This is a genomic window from Shewanella sp. 10N.7 (assembly GCF_020806285.1).
Taxonomy (GTDB): Bacteria; Pseudomonadota; Gammaproteobacteria; order Enterobacterales; family Shewanellaceae; genus Shewanella; species Shewanella electrodiphila.
The window spans coordinates 69,129-89,902 of the sequence record NZ_JAJGZS010000007.1; the positions used below are offsets into that span (position 1 = coordinate 69,129).

General features: G+C 39.3%; 19 protein-coding genes. 2 read left to right on the forward strand and 17 right to left on the reverse strand.

Going from position 1 to position 20,774, the window contains the following annotated elements; genetic code table 11:
• Positions 1–13 precede the first annotated feature (13 nt).
• Together LMH66_RS06155 and serB are read right to left on the reverse strand one after the other, a co-directional pair.
• Complete coding sequence (locus LMH66_RS06155) at positions 14–916, reverse strand: alpha/beta fold hydrolase (protein ID WP_229368942.1); 903 nt, start codon at positions 914–916, stop codon at positions 14–16.
• 273 nt (positions 917–1,189) lie between these two features.
• The gene (gene serB, locus LMH66_RS06160) at positions 1,190–2,176 is read right to left on the reverse strand and encodes a phosphoserine phosphatase SerB (RefSeq protein WP_229368943.1); all 987 of its coding nucleotides are present in this window, start codon (positions 2,174–2,176) and stop codon (positions 1,190–1,192) included.
• Positions 2,177–2,263: 87 nt separating this feature from the next.
• Between serB and LMH66_RS06165 the strand changes: the two genes are divergently transcribed.
• A complete protein-coding gene (locus tag LMH66_RS06165; RefSeq protein ID WP_229368944.1) occupies positions 2,264–3,136 on the forward strand; it encodes an AhpA/YtjB family protein in 873 nt (290 codons plus the stop codon).
• A 119-nt stretch (positions 3,137–3,255) separates the two neighbouring features.
• On the opposite strand, the gene deoD is transcribed toward LMH66_RS06165, so the two are convergent.
• The 9 genes from deoD to prfC form a co-directional block, all read right to left on the reverse strand.
• Positions 3,256–3,966 carry a purine-nucleoside phosphorylase gene (deoD, locus tag LMH66_RS06170; RefSeq protein WP_102526917.1) on the reverse strand — a complete coding sequence of 237 codons (711 nt, stop codon included), beginning with the start codon at positions 3,964–3,966 and terminating at the stop codon, positions 3,256–3,258.
• A gap of 125 nt (positions 3,967–4,091) precedes the next feature.
• The gene (locus LMH66_RS06175; protein ID WP_229368945.1) at positions 4,092–5,306 is read right to left on the reverse strand and encodes a phosphopentomutase; all 1,215 of its coding nucleotides are present in this window, start codon (positions 5,304–5,306) and stop codon (positions 4,092–4,094) included.
• A 12-nt stretch (positions 5,307–5,318) separates the two neighbouring features.
• A complete protein-coding gene (gene deoA / locus LMH66_RS06180) occupies positions 5,319–6,650 on the reverse strand; it encodes a thymidine phosphorylase (protein WP_229368946.1) in 1,332 nt (443 codons plus the stop codon).
• Between the two features lie 185 nt (positions 6,651–6,835).
• Positions 6,836–7,609, reverse strand: a complete 774-nt coding sequence (deoC, locus tag LMH66_RS06185; protein WP_229368947.1) for a deoxyribose-phosphate aldolase — start codon at positions 7,607–7,609, stop codon at positions 6,836–6,838.
• A gap of 451 nt (positions 7,610–8,060) precedes the next feature.
• On the reverse strand, positions 8,061–8,921 hold the full coding sequence (locus LMH66_RS06190; RefSeq protein WP_229368948.1) for an outer membrane protein OmpK: 861 nt from the start codon (positions 8,919–8,921) through the stop codon (positions 8,061–8,063).
• Between the two features lie 363 nt (positions 8,922–9,284).
• On the reverse strand, positions 9,285–10,547 hold the full coding sequence (locus LMH66_RS06195; RefSeq protein ID WP_229368949.1) for a NupC/NupG family nucleoside CNT transporter: 1,263 nt from the start codon (positions 10,545–10,547) through the stop codon (positions 9,285–9,287).
• 182 nt (positions 10,548–10,729) lie between these two features.
• Positions 10,730–11,491, reverse strand: coding sequence for a TatD family hydrolase (locus LMH66_RS06200; protein ID WP_229368950.1), 762 nt, complete (start codon positions 11,489–11,491; stop codon positions 10,730–10,732).
• Complete coding sequence (locus LMH66_RS06205; RefSeq protein ID WP_229368951.1) at positions 11,484–11,744, reverse strand: hypothetical protein; 261 nt, start codon at positions 11,742–11,744, stop codon at positions 11,484–11,486. Before LMH66_RS06205 ends, LMH66_RS06200 begins: the two co-directional genes overlap by 8 nt.
• 120 nt (positions 11,745–11,864) lie before the next feature.
• The gene (gene prfC / locus LMH66_RS06210; protein WP_102526909.1) at positions 11,865–13,448 is read right to left on the reverse strand and encodes a peptide chain release factor 3; all 1,584 of its coding nucleotides are present in this window, start codon (positions 13,446–13,448) and stop codon (positions 11,865–11,867) included.
• 262 nt (positions 13,449–13,710) lie between these two features.
• Here prfC and LMH66_RS20465 point away from each other — a divergent pair, with 262 nt between their 5' ends.
• Positions 13,711–14,376 (forward strand): LuxR C-terminal-related transcriptional regulator, encoded by a 666-nt coding sequence (locus tag LMH66_RS20465; protein ID WP_229368952.1) that lies wholly within the window; start codon positions 13,711–13,713, stop codon positions 14,374–14,376.
• Positions 14,377–14,384: 8 nt separating this feature from the next.
• Here LMH66_RS20465 and LMH66_RS06220 read toward each other — a convergent pair whose 3' ends face one another.
• From LMH66_RS06220 to LMH66_RS06245, 6 genes are all read right to left on the reverse strand, one after another.
• Complete coding sequence (locus LMH66_RS06220) at positions 14,385–15,296, reverse strand: hypothetical protein (RefSeq protein WP_229368953.1); 912 nt, start codon at positions 15,294–15,296, stop codon at positions 14,385–14,387.
• Positions 15,286–17,742, reverse strand: a complete 2,457-nt coding sequence (locus LMH66_RS06225; protein ID WP_229368954.1) for a fimbria/pilus outer membrane usher protein — start codon at positions 17,740–17,742, stop codon at positions 15,286–15,288. Before LMH66_RS06225 ends, LMH66_RS06220 begins: the two co-directional genes overlap by 11 nt.
• Before the next feature lie 2 nt (positions 17,743–17,744).
• Entirely contained in the window at positions 17,745–18,554 is an 810-nt protein-coding gene (locus tag LMH66_RS06230; RefSeq protein WP_229368955.1) for a hypothetical protein, read from the reverse strand.
• 60 nt (positions 18,555–18,614) lie between these two features.
• The gene (locus tag LMH66_RS06235; RefSeq protein WP_229368956.1) at positions 18,615–19,352 is read right to left on the reverse strand and encodes a hypothetical protein; all 738 of its coding nucleotides are present in this window, start codon (positions 19,350–19,352) and stop codon (positions 18,615–18,617) included.
• A gap of 55 nt (positions 19,353–19,407) precedes the next feature.
• Positions 19,408–19,896 (reverse strand): hypothetical protein, encoded by a 489-nt coding sequence (locus LMH66_RS06240; protein WP_229368957.1) that lies wholly within the window; start codon positions 19,894–19,896, stop codon positions 19,408–19,410.
• A gap of 97 nt (positions 19,897–19,993) precedes the next feature.
• Positions 19,994–20,497 carry a hypothetical protein gene (locus tag LMH66_RS06245; protein WP_102526902.1) on the reverse strand — a complete coding sequence of 168 codons (504 nt, stop codon included), beginning with the start codon at positions 20,495–20,497 and terminating at the stop codon, positions 19,994–19,996.
• Between the last annotated feature and the right edge of the window lie 277 nt (positions 20,498–20,774).

Genomic DNA, 20,774 nt, shown 5'->3' on the forward strand with positions numbered 1-20,774 from the left:
AAGCCTTTTAAACCTAAAAACGGTTATACCAATCACTCACGAGCGGAAAGTGATCTGTCACAGCAGATTTATCGGTGAGCATTCCTGCGTGGGTGTAATCCTGTTTGAAGCCTTTATCCTTGGCAAGCAAAGTATAATCAGCATGCTCCAGTCCACACTCACTCATCATGTCTTTAACGTCTGAAGGATTGCCCAGAACAAAGTCTTTTTTACCTGCAATAAACCAGCTTTTCGGCCACTTAATATTTTGTACCGCCTCGCTATAATCAAACTGATCTTCTGCATCAATCCAGTCGCCTCTAACCCAATCAATAGTTTGCAATAACGATAACCGGCTTTCATTATCCATTCCCAGGCGATACTTATCGGCAGCAAGATAGCCTTGATACTTAGTCATTAGCGGCGCGAGGCGATTCCAAAACAAATCTACCATCATGGTTTTTCTAAATGACGACACTTTAATGGTTCTTTTACTACCAAATGTAACAAATGACGCCACTTCATCGCGCAAAGCAGCTAAACGAATATAACTACTGGCCATTAACACCCCACCCCATGAATGGGCACACCAATGCACCTTTTGTGCTTTAGCATGCTGCAGCACGAACGCGTGGGCAATGGGCAACTGCTCTAAAATCACTTCTGTTTGTCCCATGTGATAATCAGCATCAATTCTTGGCTCGCTCGCCCCTCTACCCGCTGTATCCAGTACATAAACATCATAGCCTTGCTCAGCAAGATAACAGCCTAATCCTTTACCTGAAGGGCTATAAAAAACCCGCCCATTAGACATAGCACCATGAAGCATCAAGATGGGGGTACGACTATCGCTACCCGGCTGAGATAAAGGGCTTGCTTTGATATGGCGAAGATGAAGTTTTCCATTTCGGTAAGGAAGGTAATGAGAGTGCTGCATACAAGTCTTGATATATCCGTCATCATGAATATAACCACGGTAAACACAGCGAGTGTTAATTACAAGTCAATTAGAGTAATAAATCTAATCAGCCAAATAGATTTAATCAAATCTATTTGAATTAAGTCGCTCATGCTAGAGAGCGACTTCACCAGCAAGAGCACACCAGTTTTCCTAACAAACTCATTGCCAAGCAAACCTCATCACAATAAAAAGCACCATCGCGACAAGTTCAGTTTATTGTTTAGTTTATTGTCTAGTTTATTGAATAGCTTAGCCTTGTAAGTAAAACACTAAACAACGTAAGTCTAGTTTTTGAATACTGGCATCAGCGGCCGCAAGCAGTTTAGGTTTAGCATGAAAAGCGACCCCAAAGTCTGCCGCATTAACCATTGGGATATCATTTGCGCCATCGCCAATGGCCATTCGTTGACCTGCTGCTATTTGCCACGATGCGCTGCTTTTATCAATCACATCGGCTTTATATTGCGCATCTACCACTTCACCAGTGACTTCACCTGTTAACTTGCCGTCTTTAATTACCAGTTCATTCGCATAAGCTGCATCAAGCTTTAACAGCTCTTTTAAGTGGCCTACAAAAGGCGTAAAGCCGCCAGATGCTAATACTAACTTCCAATCATTAGGTTTAAGCTCAGCAACTAAGCTTTCAAGCCCTGGCATTAATGGCAAGTTCTGACATAGTGTCGTAATAATCTCTTCACTGGCACCAGCAAGTTTACCGACACGCAATCGCAGACTTTCTTCAAAGTCCAACTCACCCTGCATTGCTCTTTCTGTGACTTCTGAAACAGCATCGCCCACACCCGCCATTGCTGCTAGTTCATCTATGCATTCAATTTGAATCGCCGTTGAGTCCATATCCATGACCAATAAGCCCGGCTTAAAAAAGCTTGGTAATGCTTGAGTCACTTCAAGTATCTCGGCATTTATGTCAGCAGGAAACTGTTCAATTAATTGGGTTAATCGAGAAGATGAAGCAATCTCAACTCCTTTCAGGCTGTTGTGGCGCATTAACACCGCAATAGAACAATCTTGTTCTAAACCTTCAAACCACTGACTAATCCCATCAAATGCCGACTCATCAAATATCACCCGAAATCGATGCGGCTGTTTTATCTGAATATTATTAATAAACTCATCTTCAAAATAACGAGTCAGTGTTATATCACTATGAGTAAAAGACGCATCAAACCCTGAGAATAACCAAGTTAAAGCTTGTATATTTTTCTGACTTTCCATCGACTGCATTTCCTCAATGATTGCGACTATCTACTATTAAATATTTCGATTAGTATTAATTAAATAGAAAAAATACCAAGGATTAAAGTGATTTTTGTTAAAGGTCTTAAGAAAAGTCAAAAAATCAGTAGGCTAATTCAAATCGTCTTGGCGATTATTTTGCTGATAGGGCTAACACACCTGTGGAAATCCAGTCTCAATAACGGCCAGCAATTGCTTAATTCGCAAACCCAGATCATGGCAAGGCTGCTAGCGCAACAGGCTGCTAACGGAGCTGCGCCAGCAATGTTTTTGCAAAATGATGAACAGCTTCAATGGCTTGCTAATGCACTGATTGATGATCCTAAAGTCATGTCAGTTAATATATATGATGCCCAAGGCGTTAGACTCGCCTTTACTCAATCTGTTTCAGAAGATGACTTAGACGCCGATGACAAGGAACTTAAGCAACTTCTCTCCCCTTACCCGCCACTGATTGAAAACGTGCTTCAGGGCGAAAATAACTTAGGTTATATTGAAGTACGGTTAAATCTGCGCATTTTCTTTGATGAAATTAAAACCTTATATCAAGAAAATATGAAGTTGCAGCAAACAATGTTGATTGTAGCGGGCATTATCGGCTTATTACTTTCAAGAGCCTTATCTTTTAAACGTGCAGACTTTGATCGCCGTAAAACCAGAGCTAAGCAAGGGCGCAAAAATAGCAACTTGCTACAAAATAGTATGATTGAAAATACCGCTGAAGATGAGCTAAATGACACTGACTTAAATGACAGTGACTTAAATGCAAGCGACTTTAAGGACAGTGACTTAAATGCAAGTGCCTTTAACGACAGTGGCTTTGACAAGAATGACATTAGCCAAGACGAAGCAGTAAAACTAGAGTTTCAAGAGCTATCTGACATCAAAGAAGAACAAGCTGAAGATACCAGCAGTAAGAATAAATCTAAAACTCGATAGCCTGTATTAAGTTGAATAGGCTACAAACTTTAGCTAAGTATTAGGGTATAGTCTAAAAAGAGACATCAAAAAAGGGATAACGCTGACGTTATCCCTTTTTAGTGAGCAAAGACTTTACATTAAAGAGTAATTGCTGCATCCAATGTCATAACAATCATGTCATTGAACGTAGTTTGACGCTCATCAGAAGAGGTCTTTTCGCCAGTTCTGATGTGGTCAGAAACAGTTACGACACATAATGCTTTAGCACCAAGTTCGTGTGCTACGCCATAAAGGCCAGCAGCTTCCATTTCGACGCCTAAAACACCCATTTTTTCCATTGTGTCGAACATAGAAGGATCTGGAGTGTAGAATAAATCAGCAGAGAAAACGTTACCAACACGGATGTTAGTACCATGAGCTTTAGCTGAATCAACAACAGCGCTCATTAGGCCATAATCTGCAATAGCAGCAAAGTCTTGACCTTTGAAACGTAAACGGTTGGCTTGTGAGTCAGTACAAGCACCCATACCAATAATTACGTCACGTACTTTTACGTCAGTGCTGATCGCGCCACAAGTACCAACACGAATCAGGTTTTTAACACCGTATTCTTTGATTAACTCATGAGCATAGATTGAACAAGAAGGAATACCCATACCTGAACCCATAACAGAGATGCGAGTCCCTTTATAAGTACCAGTGTAGCCAAACATGTTACGAACATCAGTCACTAGCTCAACGTTTTCTAAGAACGTTTCAGCAATGTATTTTGCACGTAATGGATCGCCTGGGAATAAAACTGTTTCGCCAAAAGCACCGTCAACAGCATTAATATGTGGTGTAGCCATGAAAAACCCCTATATTTTTATCTTAAATCTTTAAAATGAGTAATTAAGTCATCCCCTTAATTACTCAAACCGATTCTACTATATTTATTAACAATAATATCGTTAGAAGACAGTAAGTTTCATTGTTAAATGAAAGATTCACCATATTCCATTGGCTCAAGCTCAAAGTAACTCGCAATTGACTGACCTATATCAGCAAAACTATTACGACGACCTAATGAACCTGCAGCTAAACCAGCGCCTAATGCCAACACAGGCACTCGCTCACGAGTATGCTCAGTACCTTGCCAGCTTGGGTCGCAACCATGATCCGCTGTAAATACAATCAAATCTTCAGGATTCAGCAAGGCTAATAGTTCAGGTAAGCGTTGGTCAAAATACTCTAACGCTTTGGCATAACCTGCTATATCACGACGATGGCCATAATGAGAGTCAAAATCAACAAAATTGGTGAACACGATAGTGTTATCACCTGCACGCTTAACTTGTTCAAGCGTTGCATCAAATAACTCTTCAAGCCCAGTGGCCTTAAACTTTTGCGTAATACCGCTGTTGGCATATATATCGGCAATCTTACCAATACTCACCACTTCACCACCGGCATCTTTAAGTTTATCTAATACTGTTGGAGCAGGCGGTAATACCGCATAGTCATGACGGTTGCCTGTTCTAGCGAAATCATCAGGGCCAGTGCCCACAAATGGACGCGCAATAACACGGCCAATATTATAAGGCTCTAACTCTTCACGAGTGATTTCACACAAACGATAAAGGTTTTCTAAACCAAAAGTTTCTTCATGACAGGCAATTTGAAATACCGAATCAGCAGAAGTGTAAAAAATTGGCTTACCAGAACGCATGTGTTCTTCACCAAGCTCTTCAAGTATTGTAGTACCTGATGCGTGGCAATTGCCTAAAAACTCGGTTAAACCAGTACGAGCTAAGATTTTATCAGTTAACTCTTGTGGGAATGAATTTGTTAAATCAGAAAAATAACCCCATTCATAAAGCACAGGTACACCTGCCATTTCCCAATGACCACTCGGTGTATCTTTACCAGAGCTTAGTTCATCAGCATGGCCATAGGCGCCGATAACCTCGACATTATCGCCAAACGCATCAGCAAATTTACCCGTGCTTTCAAAACCAGCATGGCCTAAACCAAGCTTGGCTAAGTTAGGTAGCTTTAATGGTCCTTGACGACCAATATCCGCTTTACCTTCGGCACATGCTTGAGCAATATGGCCAAAAGTATCTGAACCAACATCACCAAATTTATCAGCATCCGTTGCAGCACCTACACCGAACGAATCCAACATCATAATAAATGTACGTTTCATAATCTCACTCCCTTATAAATCTGAAGCGCGGATATAGCGATAAATTTCAGGCGTTTTCTCTGGCGCTGAATCTTTAATGTGAATCGCTTTTTGTACCGCGGCTGAAGCTTCTTCAAATGCCGCTTCAGATTGTGCATGTATCATGGCGATAGGTTTATCAGGTGTAATCTGATCACCTAAAGCACAAACTTCTGTTAAGCCAACACTGTAATCTAATTTGTCACCAGGCTTTCTGCGTCCGCCACCAAGTGTGACAACGGCTAAACCTAACTCACGAGTATCCATACTATGGGCAAAACCTTGTTCGGTTGCATACACAGGACGAATGATTTGCGAATGAGGTAAATATTTATCATATGACTCGATAAAGTCAGTCGGCCCGCCAAGACCTGATACCATACGACCAAATATCTCAGCAGCTTTACCGTTATCTAATACGGTATTTAACTTATTACGTGCATCAGAATCATTTTGGGCAATTCCACCCAATACCAGCATTTCAGCACATAAACCCATCGTGACTTCATAAAGACGTGGATTACGGTATTGACCCGTTAAGAAATTAATCGCTTCACGCACTTCTACTGCATTACCTGCACAAGACGCCAGCACTTGGTTCATGTCTGTGAGTAGAGCGGTCGTCTTAGTGCCTGCACCGTTCGCTACCGCAGTAATGCTGCGAGCAAGCTCTTCAGATGCTTCATAAGTTGGCATGAAAGCGCCACTACCTACTTTAACGTCCATCGCTAAAGCATCAAGCCCTGCAGCGAGTTTTTTAGAAAGAATAGAAGCGGTTATAAGCGAGATTGACTCAACGGTAGCGGTATTATCTCGAATTGAATAAAAGCGTTTATCAGCAGGGACTAAATCACCTGTTTGGCCAATAATAGCCACACCCGCTTCTTTAACAACTTTACGGAATAATTCACTAGATGGTTCGGTTTGGTAACCAGGAATTGCATCGAATTTATCTAGTGTGCCGCCAGTGTGACCTAAACCACGACCTGAAATCATCGGCACATAACCGCCACAGGCAGCAGCCATTGGGCCAAGCATTAAACTAATAACATCACCCACACCGCCAGTGCTGTGCTTATCGATGATAGGGCCATTTAATGACAATGAATCCCAGTTTAATACAGTGCCAGAATCGCGCATGCCTGTGGTTAAGGCAATACGTTCATCCATGTTCATATCTTGAAAGTAAACAGCCATACCGAAAGCGGCAATTTGACCTTCTGAGACAGTATTTTGAGTAATACCATCTACAAAAAATTGTATTTCAGCTTTGCTGAGAGCTTCACCATTACGTTTTTTACGAATAATTTCTTGAGCGAGAAACATACTATTTCCTCCAACATCATGTATAAGCCCTAATCATTTAGAGTCTGTACAATCCGCCTTAACAAGATGGCACCAATCACATGAATGCGATGGTGATCGATGCTATCAATTAAAACCGTTAAAACAAGTTTGGCTAACTAATGACGAGATTAATCAACTTGAAGTCTTTAATTAGCCACTCTCTATTAGTAGCCTTGTGCGCCTTGAGGAGCATCAGACAGTTCAAGCGTATGCAATAAGCTTGTTAATAGGCTTGAAGCGCCGAACCTAAAGCTTGCAGGGCTAATCCAGTCCGCGCCAAGTAAACGCTCAGCGACACCTAAAAATTCAGCAGTTTGCGCTGCATCACGAACACCACCGGCAGGTTTAAAACCAACGTTGCGGTTCTTTTCACTGATGACTGTCAGCATGATTTCAGCGGCTTCTAGCGTTGCATTAACAGGCACTTTACCTGTTGATGTTTTAATGAAGTCTGCGCCAGCATCAATTGAAAGCTCTGAAGCTTTACGAATAAGAGCTGGATCTTTAAGCTCGCCAGATTCAATGATGACTTTTAAAATTGCTTCATCGCCACAGGCTTCTTTACAGGCTTTAACAAGTTCAAATCCTAAAGATTCATTTCCTGCCATCAGCGAGCGGTATGGGAAAACAACATCAACTTCGTCTGCGCCATAAGCAACAGCAGCGCGAGTTTCTAATACTGCAATTGCAATATCATCATTACCATGTGGGAAGTTAGTCACTGTTGCAATTTTGATATCTTCACAATTCAGCTCATTTAACGTTTTACGAGCTATTGGAATAAAACGAGGGTAAATACAGATTGCAGCAGTATGGCCAGCAGCTGTGTTAGCTTTGTGGCATAAATCAATCACTTTTTGATCAGTGTCATCGTCATTTAATGTCGTTAAATCCATTAAAGAGATACCTAATTGTGCTGCTTTTTTTAAATCACTCATGTTTGCTCTCCGAAACAAAAACCTAATAAAATCTTGTTTTGGCAATGCGTAAAGCTGGCAGTAGATTAATTGTGAGGCCGGGCCTTCGAGCATTGCCAGTAAATTAATTCATAAGTTACTGAACTAAGTATTCAATATGATAACGAGTACCACGACTTGAATCCTTGAAGACCGGAAGAGGTGAAACAATGACATTGTCCCATCCATTCCGCGAAAAATCCCTTTTAGCGCGCAAATCAATCCAAACTATTAAGTTGAACCATATATGACGAAATCATCAAAAGTTAGTTCAAATAAACCACTGTTTGGACGTTAATATTTATTTAAATACATTCTAACAAACTTTTCGATGTACTTAAGTAAAGACTAACATATTTTAAGATTTTTTTGGATATTTAAGAATAAATTTGGAGCCACTATTTCAGTGGCTCCAATCGCTTACAAGTTTAATTTAGAACTTGTAAGTTGCAGTGAAGTAATGTGCGAAACCTGTAGTTTCTAGGCCAACGATTCCGCCGCCATCTTCAAGTAAGTAAACGTCTTGGTATGCTTTAAGACCGTAACCTACAGCGTAGTTATCTGAATGCCAGTGCAGACCGAAGTATGCAGCACCACCACTAGTAGTTTGTGGTACAAAGTCATTACCGTACTTTTCATCAGCACCAAATTGGTAATCTACGTAACCCTGGAATGATACAAAAGAACCATTATCAAAGTTCATAACTGGCTTGAACCAGTTTGCTGAGAACTGGTAACCATTCCACTCTTTTAGGTTCAAGTCGTAAAAACCGTATAAGTTCATGCCAGTTTTACCTAACCATGGAACCATAACGTCAGCACCGATACCAACTGAAGCGTTGTTTACGTCATTTGTCTCATTACCATTCACATCTGTACCACGGATAGCGCCGCCACCCCAGTTAAATAGAGTAGAGATGTAAACTTCTTGAACAGGGCCAAATGATAAATCTTTACCTGTAATTGCGTCTAAAGAGAAACGAGGAGCAAACTTCATGAACATTTTGCTTGCGCCGTTATTCTTATCACCGTAATCGCGGTTTGTGATGTTGAACACATCAACATAACCGTATAAATCAACAACACCAGCGCGACCACCAAATTCCATTTCTAAGTAATCATGGCCATTATCAGTAGAACCATCACGCGGAAGTTCATTTACTGCGTACATTGCATTGAACTGCATCCAGCTGTAATCACCAGCACGAAGATCAGTTCTGTCAGCAGCCATTGCAGGTGCAGACATTGCAGCGATAGTTGTAGCAGCTAAAGCTAAAGTTTTAACGTTTTTCATTATCAACCCCATTGATATATATTTATTTACCACCTTCGAGGGTGGCGATTTTTATAAACGTTCGCATTGTACATCTATTGGATAAAAGCTCAATAAGAATTGGCAAAAATACGAATACTTAATCCCAAAACGTGAACAATATCTCTACTTTTCACTAACAACTTATAACGTTTCTGTCTAATAAACTGCATTATTTGATTAAATTAATATAAAACACTACTTAAAACCGTGAGCAACCTACATGCCATAGAATCAAATAAACAGATTAAACTTTCATTACATACATAAAAAACGTAAAAAAAGGCCGTTATTACCAAGGTAATAACGGCTCTTATTTAACTCATTGTGGCATTAGCCTTAGGATTAAATCGCTAAGAATAAACCAGCTAGAGTTGCACTCATTAAGTTAGCTAATGAACCGGCAATAACTGCACGGATACCCAGTCTAGCCAAGTCATGGCGACGGCTAGGAGCCATAGCACCTAAACCACCTAATAGAATAGCGATTGAAGATAAGTTAGCAAAACCACAAAGTGCGAATGAGATAATCGCTTTGGTTCTGTCAGTCATCATCAAACCGGTTTCAGCTACTACTTGGTAACCTTCAGCTGATGCATCAAGTAAGTAAGGAGCAAAGTTAAGATATGCTACGAACTCGTTAACAACAATCTTCTGACCGATGAAAGAACCAGCAACAAGTGCTTCGTTCCAAGGCACACCGATTAAGAATGCTAAAGGCATGAAGATGTAACCAAGGATCAGTTCTAAAGTAATACCTTCAAGACCGAACCAACCTGTAACACCACCGATGATACCGTTGATCATTGCGATTAGACCAACGAATGCAATTAACATTGCACCTACGTTAAGCGCTAAATGCATACCTGATGAAGCACCTGCAGCAGCAGCGTCTAAAACGTTAGCTGGCTTGTCAGGATCTTCAGGAAGCTCAGACATTTCGTTCTTAGCTTCTTCAGTTTCAGGATGCATTAGTTTAGCCATCATAAGACCACCAGGAGCAGCCATGAATGATGCAGCAACTAAGTACTCAATTGGTACCCCCATCTGTGCGTAACCAGCTAATACTGAACCCGCGATTGATGCAAGACCACCAACCATGATTGCGAATAATTCAGAGTTAGTCATTGTCGCGATAAATGGACGTACAACTAGAGGCGCTTCTGTTTGACCAACGAAGATGTTAGCAGTAGCAGACATAGACTCAGTACGGCTTGTGCCTAATGCTTTTTGTAAACCACCACCGATAATACGGATGATCCACTGCATAATGCCTAAGTAGTATAGAACTGCAATTAGAGAAGAGAAGAATACGATAACTGGTAAAACGTTAACTGCGAAAATGAAACCAACTTTAAATTGGGCTAAATCGCCAAATAAAAAGTTAATACCACTTTGTGCATAACCAATAACGCTAGATACAGCATCAGAAACACCTTTTAAGATGTCTTTACCTACTGGAACATATAAAACAAAACCCGCAAAGAACGCTTGGATAGCTAAAGCACCACCAACAGTACGGACATTAATTGCTTTTCTATTATTTGATAGTGCATAACCGATTGCTAGTATGGTAACCACACCTACTAGACTCATTAGTATATCCATTAATCATCACCCTTTATTTATGTTAACGATTTGTATATTTGTTGTTAACTCACCTATTTTCCGTTAATGATTATAACTGAGGAGCAGATGAAAATCGTGGATTAGATCATACTTTTAGAGTTTAATTTCAGGATCTTATGCAACATTAACATTAATTAATAACCGTGTTTAAAAAAAAAGAATTATAGCTCAAACAGTTGGGAGGCGTTTTTATTCAATCGTTCTAAAATAGAAACAGTTGTTTTTTTCTGTAAATTTGCGATCTCTGAAACGAACTTTGGCAAATAAAGCGGCGTATTTCGTTTTTCAAGTGCATTATATGGCGTCATACTCGGTGAGTCTGTTTCAATTAAGAAATGTTTGATGTCTATTTCTGTGATCGTTTTGCGTAATTTTTTAGCATTAGGGTTCATCAATAATCCCCCTATTCCCAATTTATATCCTAAATCAATATAGCGCTTTGCTAGCTCAGGCCCACCATAAAAACCATGTATCACACCGCCTCGAGGGTTGGGGTTACGGATTAATAATTCAATTAACTCTTGATGACATTTTACCGCATGCAATATGACAGGAAGATGAAACCTGACAGACATTGTTAACTGCCCAGAAAGTAACTCTAATTGCATAGGAAAGTGTGGCTTTAATTTATCAAGACCACACTCGCCGAGCGCAACAAAACGAGCATTATCTTTATGTTCGATTATTTTTTGTTCTAATAAAGTTAATGAATCATCAATATTGTTAGGGACATACCAAGGGTGAATGCCTAAGGCGTAGTAGCAATTAAATTCAGCGGCAATCGCAATTTGTTTGCACCATTGCGTTTCACTAATACCGGGTATGATTGCGTTAGTAATGCCATGGGCTCGCATTTCGTTAAATAACGTATCGCGATCATGATCAAAATCCTCAAGGTCAAGGTGTGCATGAGTATCAATCATGCAGGTTCTCCTTCAAAGACTCAGTCCCCTCATCATTGTTATTACAATCCAATTGGGTTCTTTCAGGTTTTATTCGATTTTTTTTCATGTAAGCAAGAATATCAACATTCAGCTGGGGCTCTTCAATTCGAGGGGCACAACTTCTTTTATTCTCTAGCGTCAGCCCCATCTTGTCACACCAGCGAATATAAGCCTTCCAAGGTAAGAAAAGGTAGCGCAATAAAATCAGAGTTTTATTTGTGTTCAATGGCATATCGCTCCCTTATAAAAACTGATGGCATACATTCACTGGCTATTGGCTCACTTATTAAAATTCAGGCAATAAAAAAGGCGGTTACCCGCCTTTAAAATTATATCAATATTGAATTAATGCTTAGTTCTCACGAGTCTTAGCAAATTCGATATCTGGATAACGTTCCATTGATAAATTAAGGTTTACCATGGTTGGCGCAATATAAGTTAGGTTATCACCACCATCTAGTGCAAGGTTAGTACTGCACTTACGACGGAATTCTTCTAACTTACGCTCATCTTTACAATATACCCAGCGAGCAGTCGAGACACTAATGCCTTCATAGATTGCTTCTACGTTATATTCACTTTTAAGACGACCAACAACGACTTCAAATTGTAGTACACCCACTGCGCCAACAATAAGATCATTGGTATCAAGTGGTCTAAAGACTTGAACTGCACCTTCTTCAGCAAGTTGCACTAAGCCCTTCAGTAATTGCTTTTGTTTTAATGGATCTTTCAAGCGAATACGACGGAACATTTCCGGAGCAAAGTTAGGAATACCGGTAAACTTAAGCTTCTCACCTTGAGAGAAAGTGTCACCAATTTGAATAGTGCCATGGTTATGTAAACCAATGATGTCACCTGGATAAGCTTCTTCAACTTGCTCACGATCACCTGCAACAAAGGTCAATGCATCTGAAATACGAACATCTTTACCGGCACGTACATGATGCATCTTCATGCCTTTCTGGTATTTACCAGAAACAATACGCATAAATGCCACACGGTCACGATGCTTTGGGTCCATATTCGCTTGAATTTTAAATACAAAGCCACTGAATTTTTCATCTTCAGCTTGAATCACTTTTGCTTCAGTCGCACGCGGCTGTGGCTTAGGTGCCCACTCTGTTAAGCCATCTAATACATGGTCAACACCAAAGTTACCTAATGCAGTACCAAAAAATACTGGTGATAATTTTCCGCTAAGAAACGCATCTAAATCGAACTCATGAGAAGCACCCACAACAAGTTCAAGCTCTTCACGTAAGATTTCTGCAAGCTCACTACCAATTGCAACATCTAGTTCTGGGTTATCAATACCTTTCACTGTGCGAACTTCTTGGATCATATGACCTAAGCCAGACTGATACAAAACAGCTTCATCACGGTGAATATGGTAAATACCTTTGAATGATTTACCACAGCCAATAGGCCAAGTGATCGGAGCGCAGGCAATTTTCAGCTCATTTTCAACTTCATCCATCACTTCCATAGGATCGCGGATATCACGGTCACATTTGTTCATGAAGGTCACAATCGGCGTGTCACGTAAACGGGTCACTTCCATTAGCTTACGGGTACGGTCTTCGACACCTTTAGCGGAGTCAATGACCATCAAACATGAGTCAACAGCAGTTAAGGTACGGTAAGTATCTTCTGAGAAGTCTTCGTGACCAGGAGTATCGAGTAAATTTACCAGACAATCGCTATATGGGAACTGCATGACAGAGGTCGTGATAGAAATACCACGATCTTTCTCCATTTCCATCCAATCTGACTTAGCATGTTGCTTAGAGCCACGGCCTTTAACGGTACCTGCAGTTTGAATAGCTTGTCCGAATAAAAGTACCTTTTCGGTAATAGTGGTCTTACCGGCATCTGGATGCGAAATAATCGCGAAGGTACGACGTTTATCGACCTCTACTGTGTGAGCTGACATGAGTTACTTTGCCCTAGCATGATAAAAATGGCGCAAATTATAGCTTTTCCAAGGATAGTTGGCTAGGTAAAGCGTACCCTACATAAACAAAGTCTATCTAGGTTTATTTTTTTCCCTAAGTATCATGGTAATTTAATATAAATAAGATATTTTTAGCTCAAAAAAACAACTATAATCACTCTTAGGTTAGAGGATATTACTTCTGTTGGTAATTTAACACTTATAGAGGATATGACTCATTCGACTAATCTATGATACTTAAGTGAAATACAAAATTAAGACTATGACTATCTATACCTTAACCTTAACCTTAACCTTGCTGGGCTCCGACAATATTCAAAATAGAATATTAAGCCAATTTATTAAAGATAACCTTAACCAAGTAGTTCGTATCTCAAAATGTGAATTGCTTTTGGCTCAATCGTGCCCTGAAAACAGCTTGTTATTAATTGATGTCAATAACTTAGATGAAGACGAAACCCTTCACTGGCAAAATATTCTAGCCTCTAACACTGGCAACATTTCAACAATTCTGCTCAATACTGATGATTTCCATGACAAACAAAAAATCTTAAGATGGCCTAATTGCTGTGGCGTTTTTGCCAATAATACCCCTCTTAAAGAGTTTATTATTGGTATGGAAAAAATTCTCAATGGAGAATACTGGTTGCCACGTAGTGTCATGACAGAGCTTTTGCAACACTATAGAACTGACTTTAAACCATCCGCACAACCAACAACGGCACTCACATCTCGAGAGCTTGATGTATTGGCATTACTACCAACTTGCAAATCCAATATTGAAATAGCTGATATTCTTTTCGTAAGCGAACATACTGTGAAATCTCATTTATATAAAGTCTTTAAAAAAATTGATGTAAAAAATAGACTGCAAGCAATGAGTTGGGTCAAAGAGAACTTACAGTAAGCAAAGTTTTATTCTGCAAAACCGCCAGGACTAATATATATATGTATTTCATCAGTATATATACCACCTAATTTATCTTCGGTCTCACCAATGACAATTTTCAGAGGTAGACGTTCACCTTGGCTTACCGTTGCTGAGTTAGCATAAAATTGATTTTCATTATGAGATAAATCTATCTCAATATTGTTCAATGTAAGCTGATAATCAATATCCCATTGGCTTTGTTGATTTTGATGTTTCAAGACACCCTTATTCATAGATTCAAAAGATAAAGAATAGTCAGTCGTACTTTTGACAAATAAATTAGGTGAAGCATTGATGACTTTCCCTGTTGATAAATAACCAAGATCAAGATGATAGGTATTATCTGATACGCCATAAAAGCTCACTTGTGCAGCCTGTTCAATAGAAGCGGCAATCAACTGTTGCAGTTCATCGATCACCTGACCACCGTCAGGTAATTGATGAAGTTTGGCTTCCAATAATGCGTCATAGTTACCATATGTACCAAATTGATGACTTGGAAAGCGTAATTGAAATCTAAAGCGGTCACTTGCGGGTGACACTTTGCCAAACCATCGATTATTTTGGACGCCACTGTCTAATGACTGAGGAACTGGCTCAAAAAATAAACTTTCATTCTTTAAGGAAGTTAATTTAGTTGTTGAATCAAAAGTAGATGCCGAAAAATAAAACAGACATTCCTCCCCTTCTACGACATCTGAAAAAAGCACCTTGGCTTCATATTGTTGAGTTAACCCATATGCTTCTGAGGTAAAAACATCGTAATCATCATAACTTCCAGCTTGAAGGTCTAATGATTGAATCTTCGCAGTGCATGCTAAAACCGCGACCGGACAGCATAGATATGAAAAACATACCAATAACAGATTAAAATTTTTAAATTGCTTAATCGACATAGAGTTTCCCTAAGCGCAATAACGCGCTGCTATCTTCATCAATAACCAGTTCGAAGTATCGTGGTGTAGGTGTATTTAATTTAATCTTATATGTGCCAGGCCTTACACCGGAAATAGCAAAACGACCCGTTCTATTCGTAAAAAATTGTAATGGTTCAAGATCATCACGCCCGACCAAAGCCGCTTTTCCTGCGACTAATGTAATCGGTTGCTGAGTTTCTTTATCAAGCAGTGTCCCCATCAAGGTAATTGCTGCCTCTGAACCAATTTGTAAGTTGTAACCTTGACCATTGCCTGGGTAGACAGGAAAAACACCCGCACCTAAATCATACCCTGCAGGTAAATCTTCAACCTCATAAGAGATAACTTGTTCACTGTATGCAGCAAGATCTGGGATAAGTATTGGGCCTAGCCCATCACTATATGCTCTAGCGCCCATTGAAGAAGGAGAAATTTCTGTTCGGTTATCTTCAATGCTTTTATGCTGCTTTATCACTGCAAAACTTTCTCTAACTGGGCGACCAAAAGCCAATTGACCGCCAGAGAACGCAATACCTGTAGCGAGCTTAGCTTGAGTAACATGATTATTGGTATCTTCTGAGAAATCGTTATAACGGCTGACATGTTGAGCCCTCAAGGTAAAGCGATTAGCATCGTAATCAATTCCGACATCACCATCAATATCATTAGTTTCGGAGTGAGTGGCCCCAGCAAACATAGAAATTCCGCCACTGTTACCTACATTTTTACGGTAAGAATATTCTGAACTAATTTCTTTGTTATCGGTTTTATAGCTTGAAATAACCCTAGATTCACTACCAAATGGCCAACTCAAGGTCAGTAGCCCTGAGAATTCGCTACTATCATCTAAAAACTCTTTGTGGGTAACTCGTGCACTCCAAGTCGCACCTGTATCAAAGATAGAACCAGATAATGAAGGACTCAAAGTCCAGTAGCGTTGAGCGCCATCATAAGCATGAACATAATTGCCAGTAAGTGAAACTTTTAAAAACGGGTTGAAAGTATAATTAATACGGCTGGACAAAAAATGTTGATTAGCGTTAATTGGGGCTTCTGGTGTAACCAGAATATCATTCCTCGCACCAATGAAATATTGCGAGTAATAATCGTAATAAATACTAAACTCAAAAGTACTGTCGGTACTCGCACTACCAATTAAGTCATACCCAACACTTGCTGCAAGTCCTTTACCTAACACATCCTGATAACTGTAAGTTGTTTTAATATCGAAAATACCAATACCTGTAGCAAATAAACTCCTATGACCTAGTTGGTAACTGTTATCCCCAACCTGAAAGTTACCACCTAATGTATAAGCAGGAGTTATCCCGTACTCTAACTCACCATTAATAAGGTATTTTTCTCGTTCATATTCTGGTTCAGCATCACTAATATTACTTTTTATACCGCCATTAAAATTATATTCAAACTCACCTTCTTTTAATAAATCCATCCCTGTAGCGATAGAAAAACTGATCCTTTCTTCTTTTCCTGATGCATCTGTAATGATGAGTTCTAAGTCACTGACTCCTTCAGCTAAAGGAATATCTTGTAAGTTGTAAGAACCTGCGCCCAGGGTTAATCGCCGTACCACAACACCATCAACCAGTAGATCTACAGTAGACGCACGTTGAAGGGTGAATTGTCTTGCTGCTGTCGGTCTAACATTTTTGGTTGGAATAAGAGAAAAATCCCTAGCAATCCCTATCCCAAGCATGTCGCCTCCATCTTGAAAAGTAGCACCACTGGAATAGAAATCTCCGATGGTCAGTCGGGTTCCTTGCTCAGGAAAATCATAATTAATTCGGGTTCCTTGCCTTGAATAGAGTCCTTTTTGATTTTGATAATCATTATAAATAGATTCATATTCTAATACTGCACGCTCATAATTGAAGCCAGCATCGAGTGTGTGACTATACTGCACACCCACATCATTCTCGGGAGTGTTATTCTCGAGTCTTGAAGCTCCAGCGGATAAATTAATATAGCCACTGAATAAGGAGGGCGTTAAAAATGAACGTTGTGTTGGTTTATCTCCAAAATCAATTTGCCCTACTTTTAAATCTTCAGAGTTTGCATCAAGCACTAACTCCAGCGAAGACATTTCAAAGCTCAACCCTATATTTAGCTTGGTAAACATAGCTTGGCTAATCATGCCATCTAACTGTTGCTCAGACAGTGAACTCAGAACCTCATCCGATAAAGTTGCATTAAGCAATGTGATTGTTGCTTCTGCAGGCATTAAAATGAGCTGTTCTTTGGTTATAGTCACTTCAACTTCACCAATCACAGTATCATGCAACCTTAATAAACTCGTTAAGGTAATATCTCGACCTGTGGGGTTTATTATTTCAGAGCCCATAACTGATGTAGTTAATAAACAAAGCAACATGATTAAAATTGAGATAACGGATGACTTAAACATTCCTAATCTCTTTGTGAATTATTGATTTTGAGTTTAGTACCTTGAACCCATAATTTTTCATAGGGAATAGATACCTTTTTAATCATTTGAGGAGGAAAGAATATATCCCCTAACTGGCTAAAAGCGGCTTCATTTAGTAATGGAGTAGTCGAGCCATCTGAGTTTACTACTGCTAAATGGTATGGTTTTAAATAACTGTAGCGCTGACCATTATTTTTCACATCAAAAGCTAGCTTGTGTTCTTGTTCATTGAACTCTATTGAACCTTCAACAACGGTTAAATCAGCTAACAAATCATTCGCACTCAAATGAACAACCGCATTGAAATGCACAAAAACCTTAACTCCACTTTGCGTATTTTCCTGAGAATTATCCTCTGACATAGGCAGCGATAAACTCGGTTGACTAAAGCGCACGAAATAACTTACTGACTGCTTCACAGCATGTGTCCCTATCCATTGAACTCTTACTGACTTTACTTCTCCTGGCTCTAATACTAATGCTGGGGGGAAAACCAATAATTCACTATCGTTTTCTACAGCTAACAGCGAAAAGGAATTACCTGTTGAAGCAGGACCAAATACAATTTGGTTTAAATTTATTTCAACAGGAACCGTCTTATTTGAAGGGTTTCTAACAAAAATTTGTTGATATTGAGGCCTGGAGTCTGACTTTAACTCAAGTGTCAGTGGGGATATTTCTAATGCAAACGAGTGACTCATCATAAACAGTGATATCACCAAGCATAAAAAAGTGATTGAGGTGGAAAACGTATTAAGGTTAATCATCTCATCACTCCGTTTAGGGTTCATTACTACTGCTCTTGTGTTATCTAGATCTATGATCTATTTTTGAAATTCTTGAGATGACAATTACTGTTGTAACCATTTAATTTTTACGCTGGCATTACCCATATCAATTTTATCTATTTGACTGACTTTAAAAATTCGAGACGCATTAGGCATCACCATTTTGCCTACAACAAAGTCCTTAATATTGTCGCGATCTAACGTCACTGAATGGTTACCATCTGAAACGACCCACTCCATTTCAGTAATTTTTGCAAAGCGGTTACCACTATTGACAACTTCAATGTTCCAGGTATCTCCGTGAGATTGGAAAGACTTTGCGTTTAACTCAGCCTTTGAGTCATCAGGGGTGACATTCAGCATCGTTTTAAAGTTAAATGCGATCCCAAGTTCAGACGCTGAAACATCTTCCATCGCAACAGTAACTTGGTTAATCTCAATAGAATAAGTTTGTGATTGCTCTATCACAGGCTCACCTAAGTAACGAACCATAATAGTTTGTGACTTTCCTGGCTGGACAACCGCTGTCATAGGTATAACGAGTAAATCATTATCTGCAGGAGATAAGGTATTTTTACCAAATTCATCTTGTGTGACTAGCCATGGAATAAATTCTAATGAAACAGGAAATGAATCGGTATTATCAACACGAAGAGAATACTGTGATTGCTTTCCAAAAGGTTTTATTTCAGCAGACATAGGCTGAACCTGATAAGCAAGCGCGTAAGGATTGGCAAGAAACAAAGAAGTAAAGAGAATGAATATACTGAGTATTAACTGTTTATTTAATAACTTTTCCATAAGTTTTATTCCGTAATAATGCGGGAGATGTTCTCCCGCATAGGTTGTTAAAGTCTTAAATTGCTGAGATTTGAATTGTTAACTGATCATAATATGCACCAGCCCAAGCACCAGTACCTGTAGTTAGCGCACCAAAGTTAATTTCCAATGTTGCTGCTACGCCGTTAAGTAGCTGTGGACCAGTATAGGAAAGAGATTCGGAAGCATCATTAGCACCGGTGTTACCACCAGTTGTTAAATCCAAGATTATGTCACCAAAACCACCTACAGAAAGTGTCGCTACATAAGGGATAACGAGATCTTCTGAGTCAATTCCTTGTAATCCACCTTCAGCACTTGTAATCGTAACTGTCGCACCATCACGGTCATTACACTCAAAATAAAAGCCTGGTATTGTAGTCGTTGACATATCGTTAAGTGCTGTAGTGCTAGCACTCGCTTCACAGACTTCTTGAATGTTGCCGCTTAGGTTAACTTCTACTGCGCTTGCTGAACCTACAAATAAAGTTGCTACAGCAGCTGCTGCTAAAGTATACTTTTTCATGGTAAAACTCCTTTTTAATATTCAGATTGGTTTTTTGCTACACCGATTTGTTCTCACCAACAAATCGGTGGTTTTCTTCTCTTCATTAGAAGAATTCTTATATTCCGCTATTAACGAAATTCGGATATACATCAATATGCAATGTATCTTGATATTCACCTGCAAACTTCAATGGCTCAAATAAACTCACTTTGATCATTCCAGATGTATTAAATGGAATATCTGCTCCGGTGATAAATCTTTGTTCATCTATTAACTCTTTAGACTTTTGTTTCAATGAAAAATTTAAAGAGTCGATATTAAGTTCAACTTGGTATTCAGCCACTAAGCTTGTTTCAACTGAACCGTCTATTAACTCCAGTCCGCCATAATCAGAGCGCAATGCTATGAGCATAGGCAAGTTACATTCAATTGATAGATTCGCTGTGTGAGATAGCTCAATGCTAAAATCAAAGGGAATTGAATCTACAATTCCAACGACACAACGTTCTTCAATTACACCGCTCATGCTTAAAGTTAAAGAGTCGTTAGCGTAAACATTAGTTAAAGATGTAAGTAGTGCGATCAAAAAACAGATTACCGCTTTAACACACCTTTCCATTTTTACCTCTAGCTAATAAGCAGTAGAAACATCACGTTTAACTCAACTAGAACTTAATAGTCCTTCAATTTGTCATTAACAAGCTTTGTAAATAACTTGTGAGAATTTTAATATAGAAAATCCAAGCTTAAGTCTGATTTAAGGTATGAAGTATTCAACACACTTGTTGGCAAACTTTTCAGCCACATTCTTTTACTGCTAAAACTTTATTTCCAAAAGCAAAGAAAATTTATCTTTCAAAATTTGAATGATTGTTCAGATTTTAGTTTCTTGCTCA

Excerpts from the sequence above, each read along its gene's own strand:
- LMH66_RS06240 (WP_229368957.1), bottom strand. The coding sequence starts at position 19,896 with ATGAAAAAGTATACTTTAGCAGCAGCTGCTGTAGCAACTTTATTTGTA.
- serB (WP_229368943.1), bottom strand. The coding sequence starts at position 2,176 with ATGGAAAGTCAGAAAAATATACAAGCTTTAACTTGGTTATTCTCAGGG.
- LMH66_RS06195 (WP_229368949.1), bottom strand. The coding sequence starts at position 10,547 with ATGGATATACTAATGAGTCTAGTAGGTGTGGTTACCATACTAGCAATC.
- LMH66_RS06220 (WP_229368953.1), bottom strand. The coding sequence starts at position 15,296 with ATGTCGATTAAGCAATTTAAAAATTTTAATCTGTTATTGGTATGTTTT.
- LMH66_RS06155 (WP_229368942.1), bottom strand. The coding sequence starts at position 916 with ATGCAGCACTCTCATTACCTTCCTTACCGAAATGGAAAACTTCATCTT.
- prfC (WP_102526909.1), bottom strand. The coding sequence starts at position 13,448 with ATGTCAGCTCACACAGTAGAGGTCGATAAACGTCGTACCTTCGCGATT.
- deoA (WP_229368946.1), bottom strand. The coding sequence starts at position 6,650 with ATGTTTCTCGCTCAAGAAATTATTCGTAAAAAACGTAATGGTGAAGCT.
- LMH66_RS06200 (WP_229368950.1), bottom strand. The coding sequence starts at position 11,491 with ATGATTGATACTCATGCACACCTTGACCTTGAGGATTTTGATCATGAT.
- LMH66_RS06245 (WP_102526902.1), bottom strand. The coding sequence starts at position 20,497 with ATGGAAAGGTGTGTTAAAGCGGTAATCTGTTTTTTGATCGCACTACTT.
- LMH66_RS06235 (WP_229368956.1), bottom strand. The coding sequence starts at position 19,352 with ATGGAAAAGTTATTAAATAAACAGTTAATACTCAGTATATTCATTCTC.
- LMH66_RS06205 (WP_229368951.1), bottom strand. The coding sequence starts at position 11,744 with ATGCCATTGAACACAAATAAAACTCTGATTTTATTGCGCTACCTTTTC.
- LMH66_RS06225 (WP_229368954.1), bottom strand. The coding sequence starts at position 17,742 with ATGTTTAAGTCATCCGTTATCTCAATTTTAATCATGTTGCTTTGTTTA.
- LMH66_RS06175 (WP_229368945.1), bottom strand. The coding sequence starts at position 5,306 with ATGAAACGTACATTTATTATGATGTTGGATTCGTTCGGTGTAGGTGCT.
- LMH66_RS06190 (WP_229368948.1), bottom strand. The coding sequence starts at position 8,921 with ATGAAAAACGTTAAAACTTTAGCTTTAGCTGCTACAACTATCGCTGCA.
- deoC (WP_229368947.1), bottom strand. The coding sequence starts at position 7,609 with ATGAGTGATTTAAAAAAAGCAGCACAATTAGGTATCTCTTTAATGGAT.
- LMH66_RS06230 (WP_229368955.1), bottom strand. The coding sequence starts at position 18,554 with ATGAACCCTAAACGGAGTGATGAGATGATTAACCTTAATACGTTTTCC.
- deoD (WP_102526917.1), bottom strand. The coding sequence starts at position 3,966 with ATGGCTACACCACATATTAATGCTGTTGACGGTGCTTTTGGCGAAACA.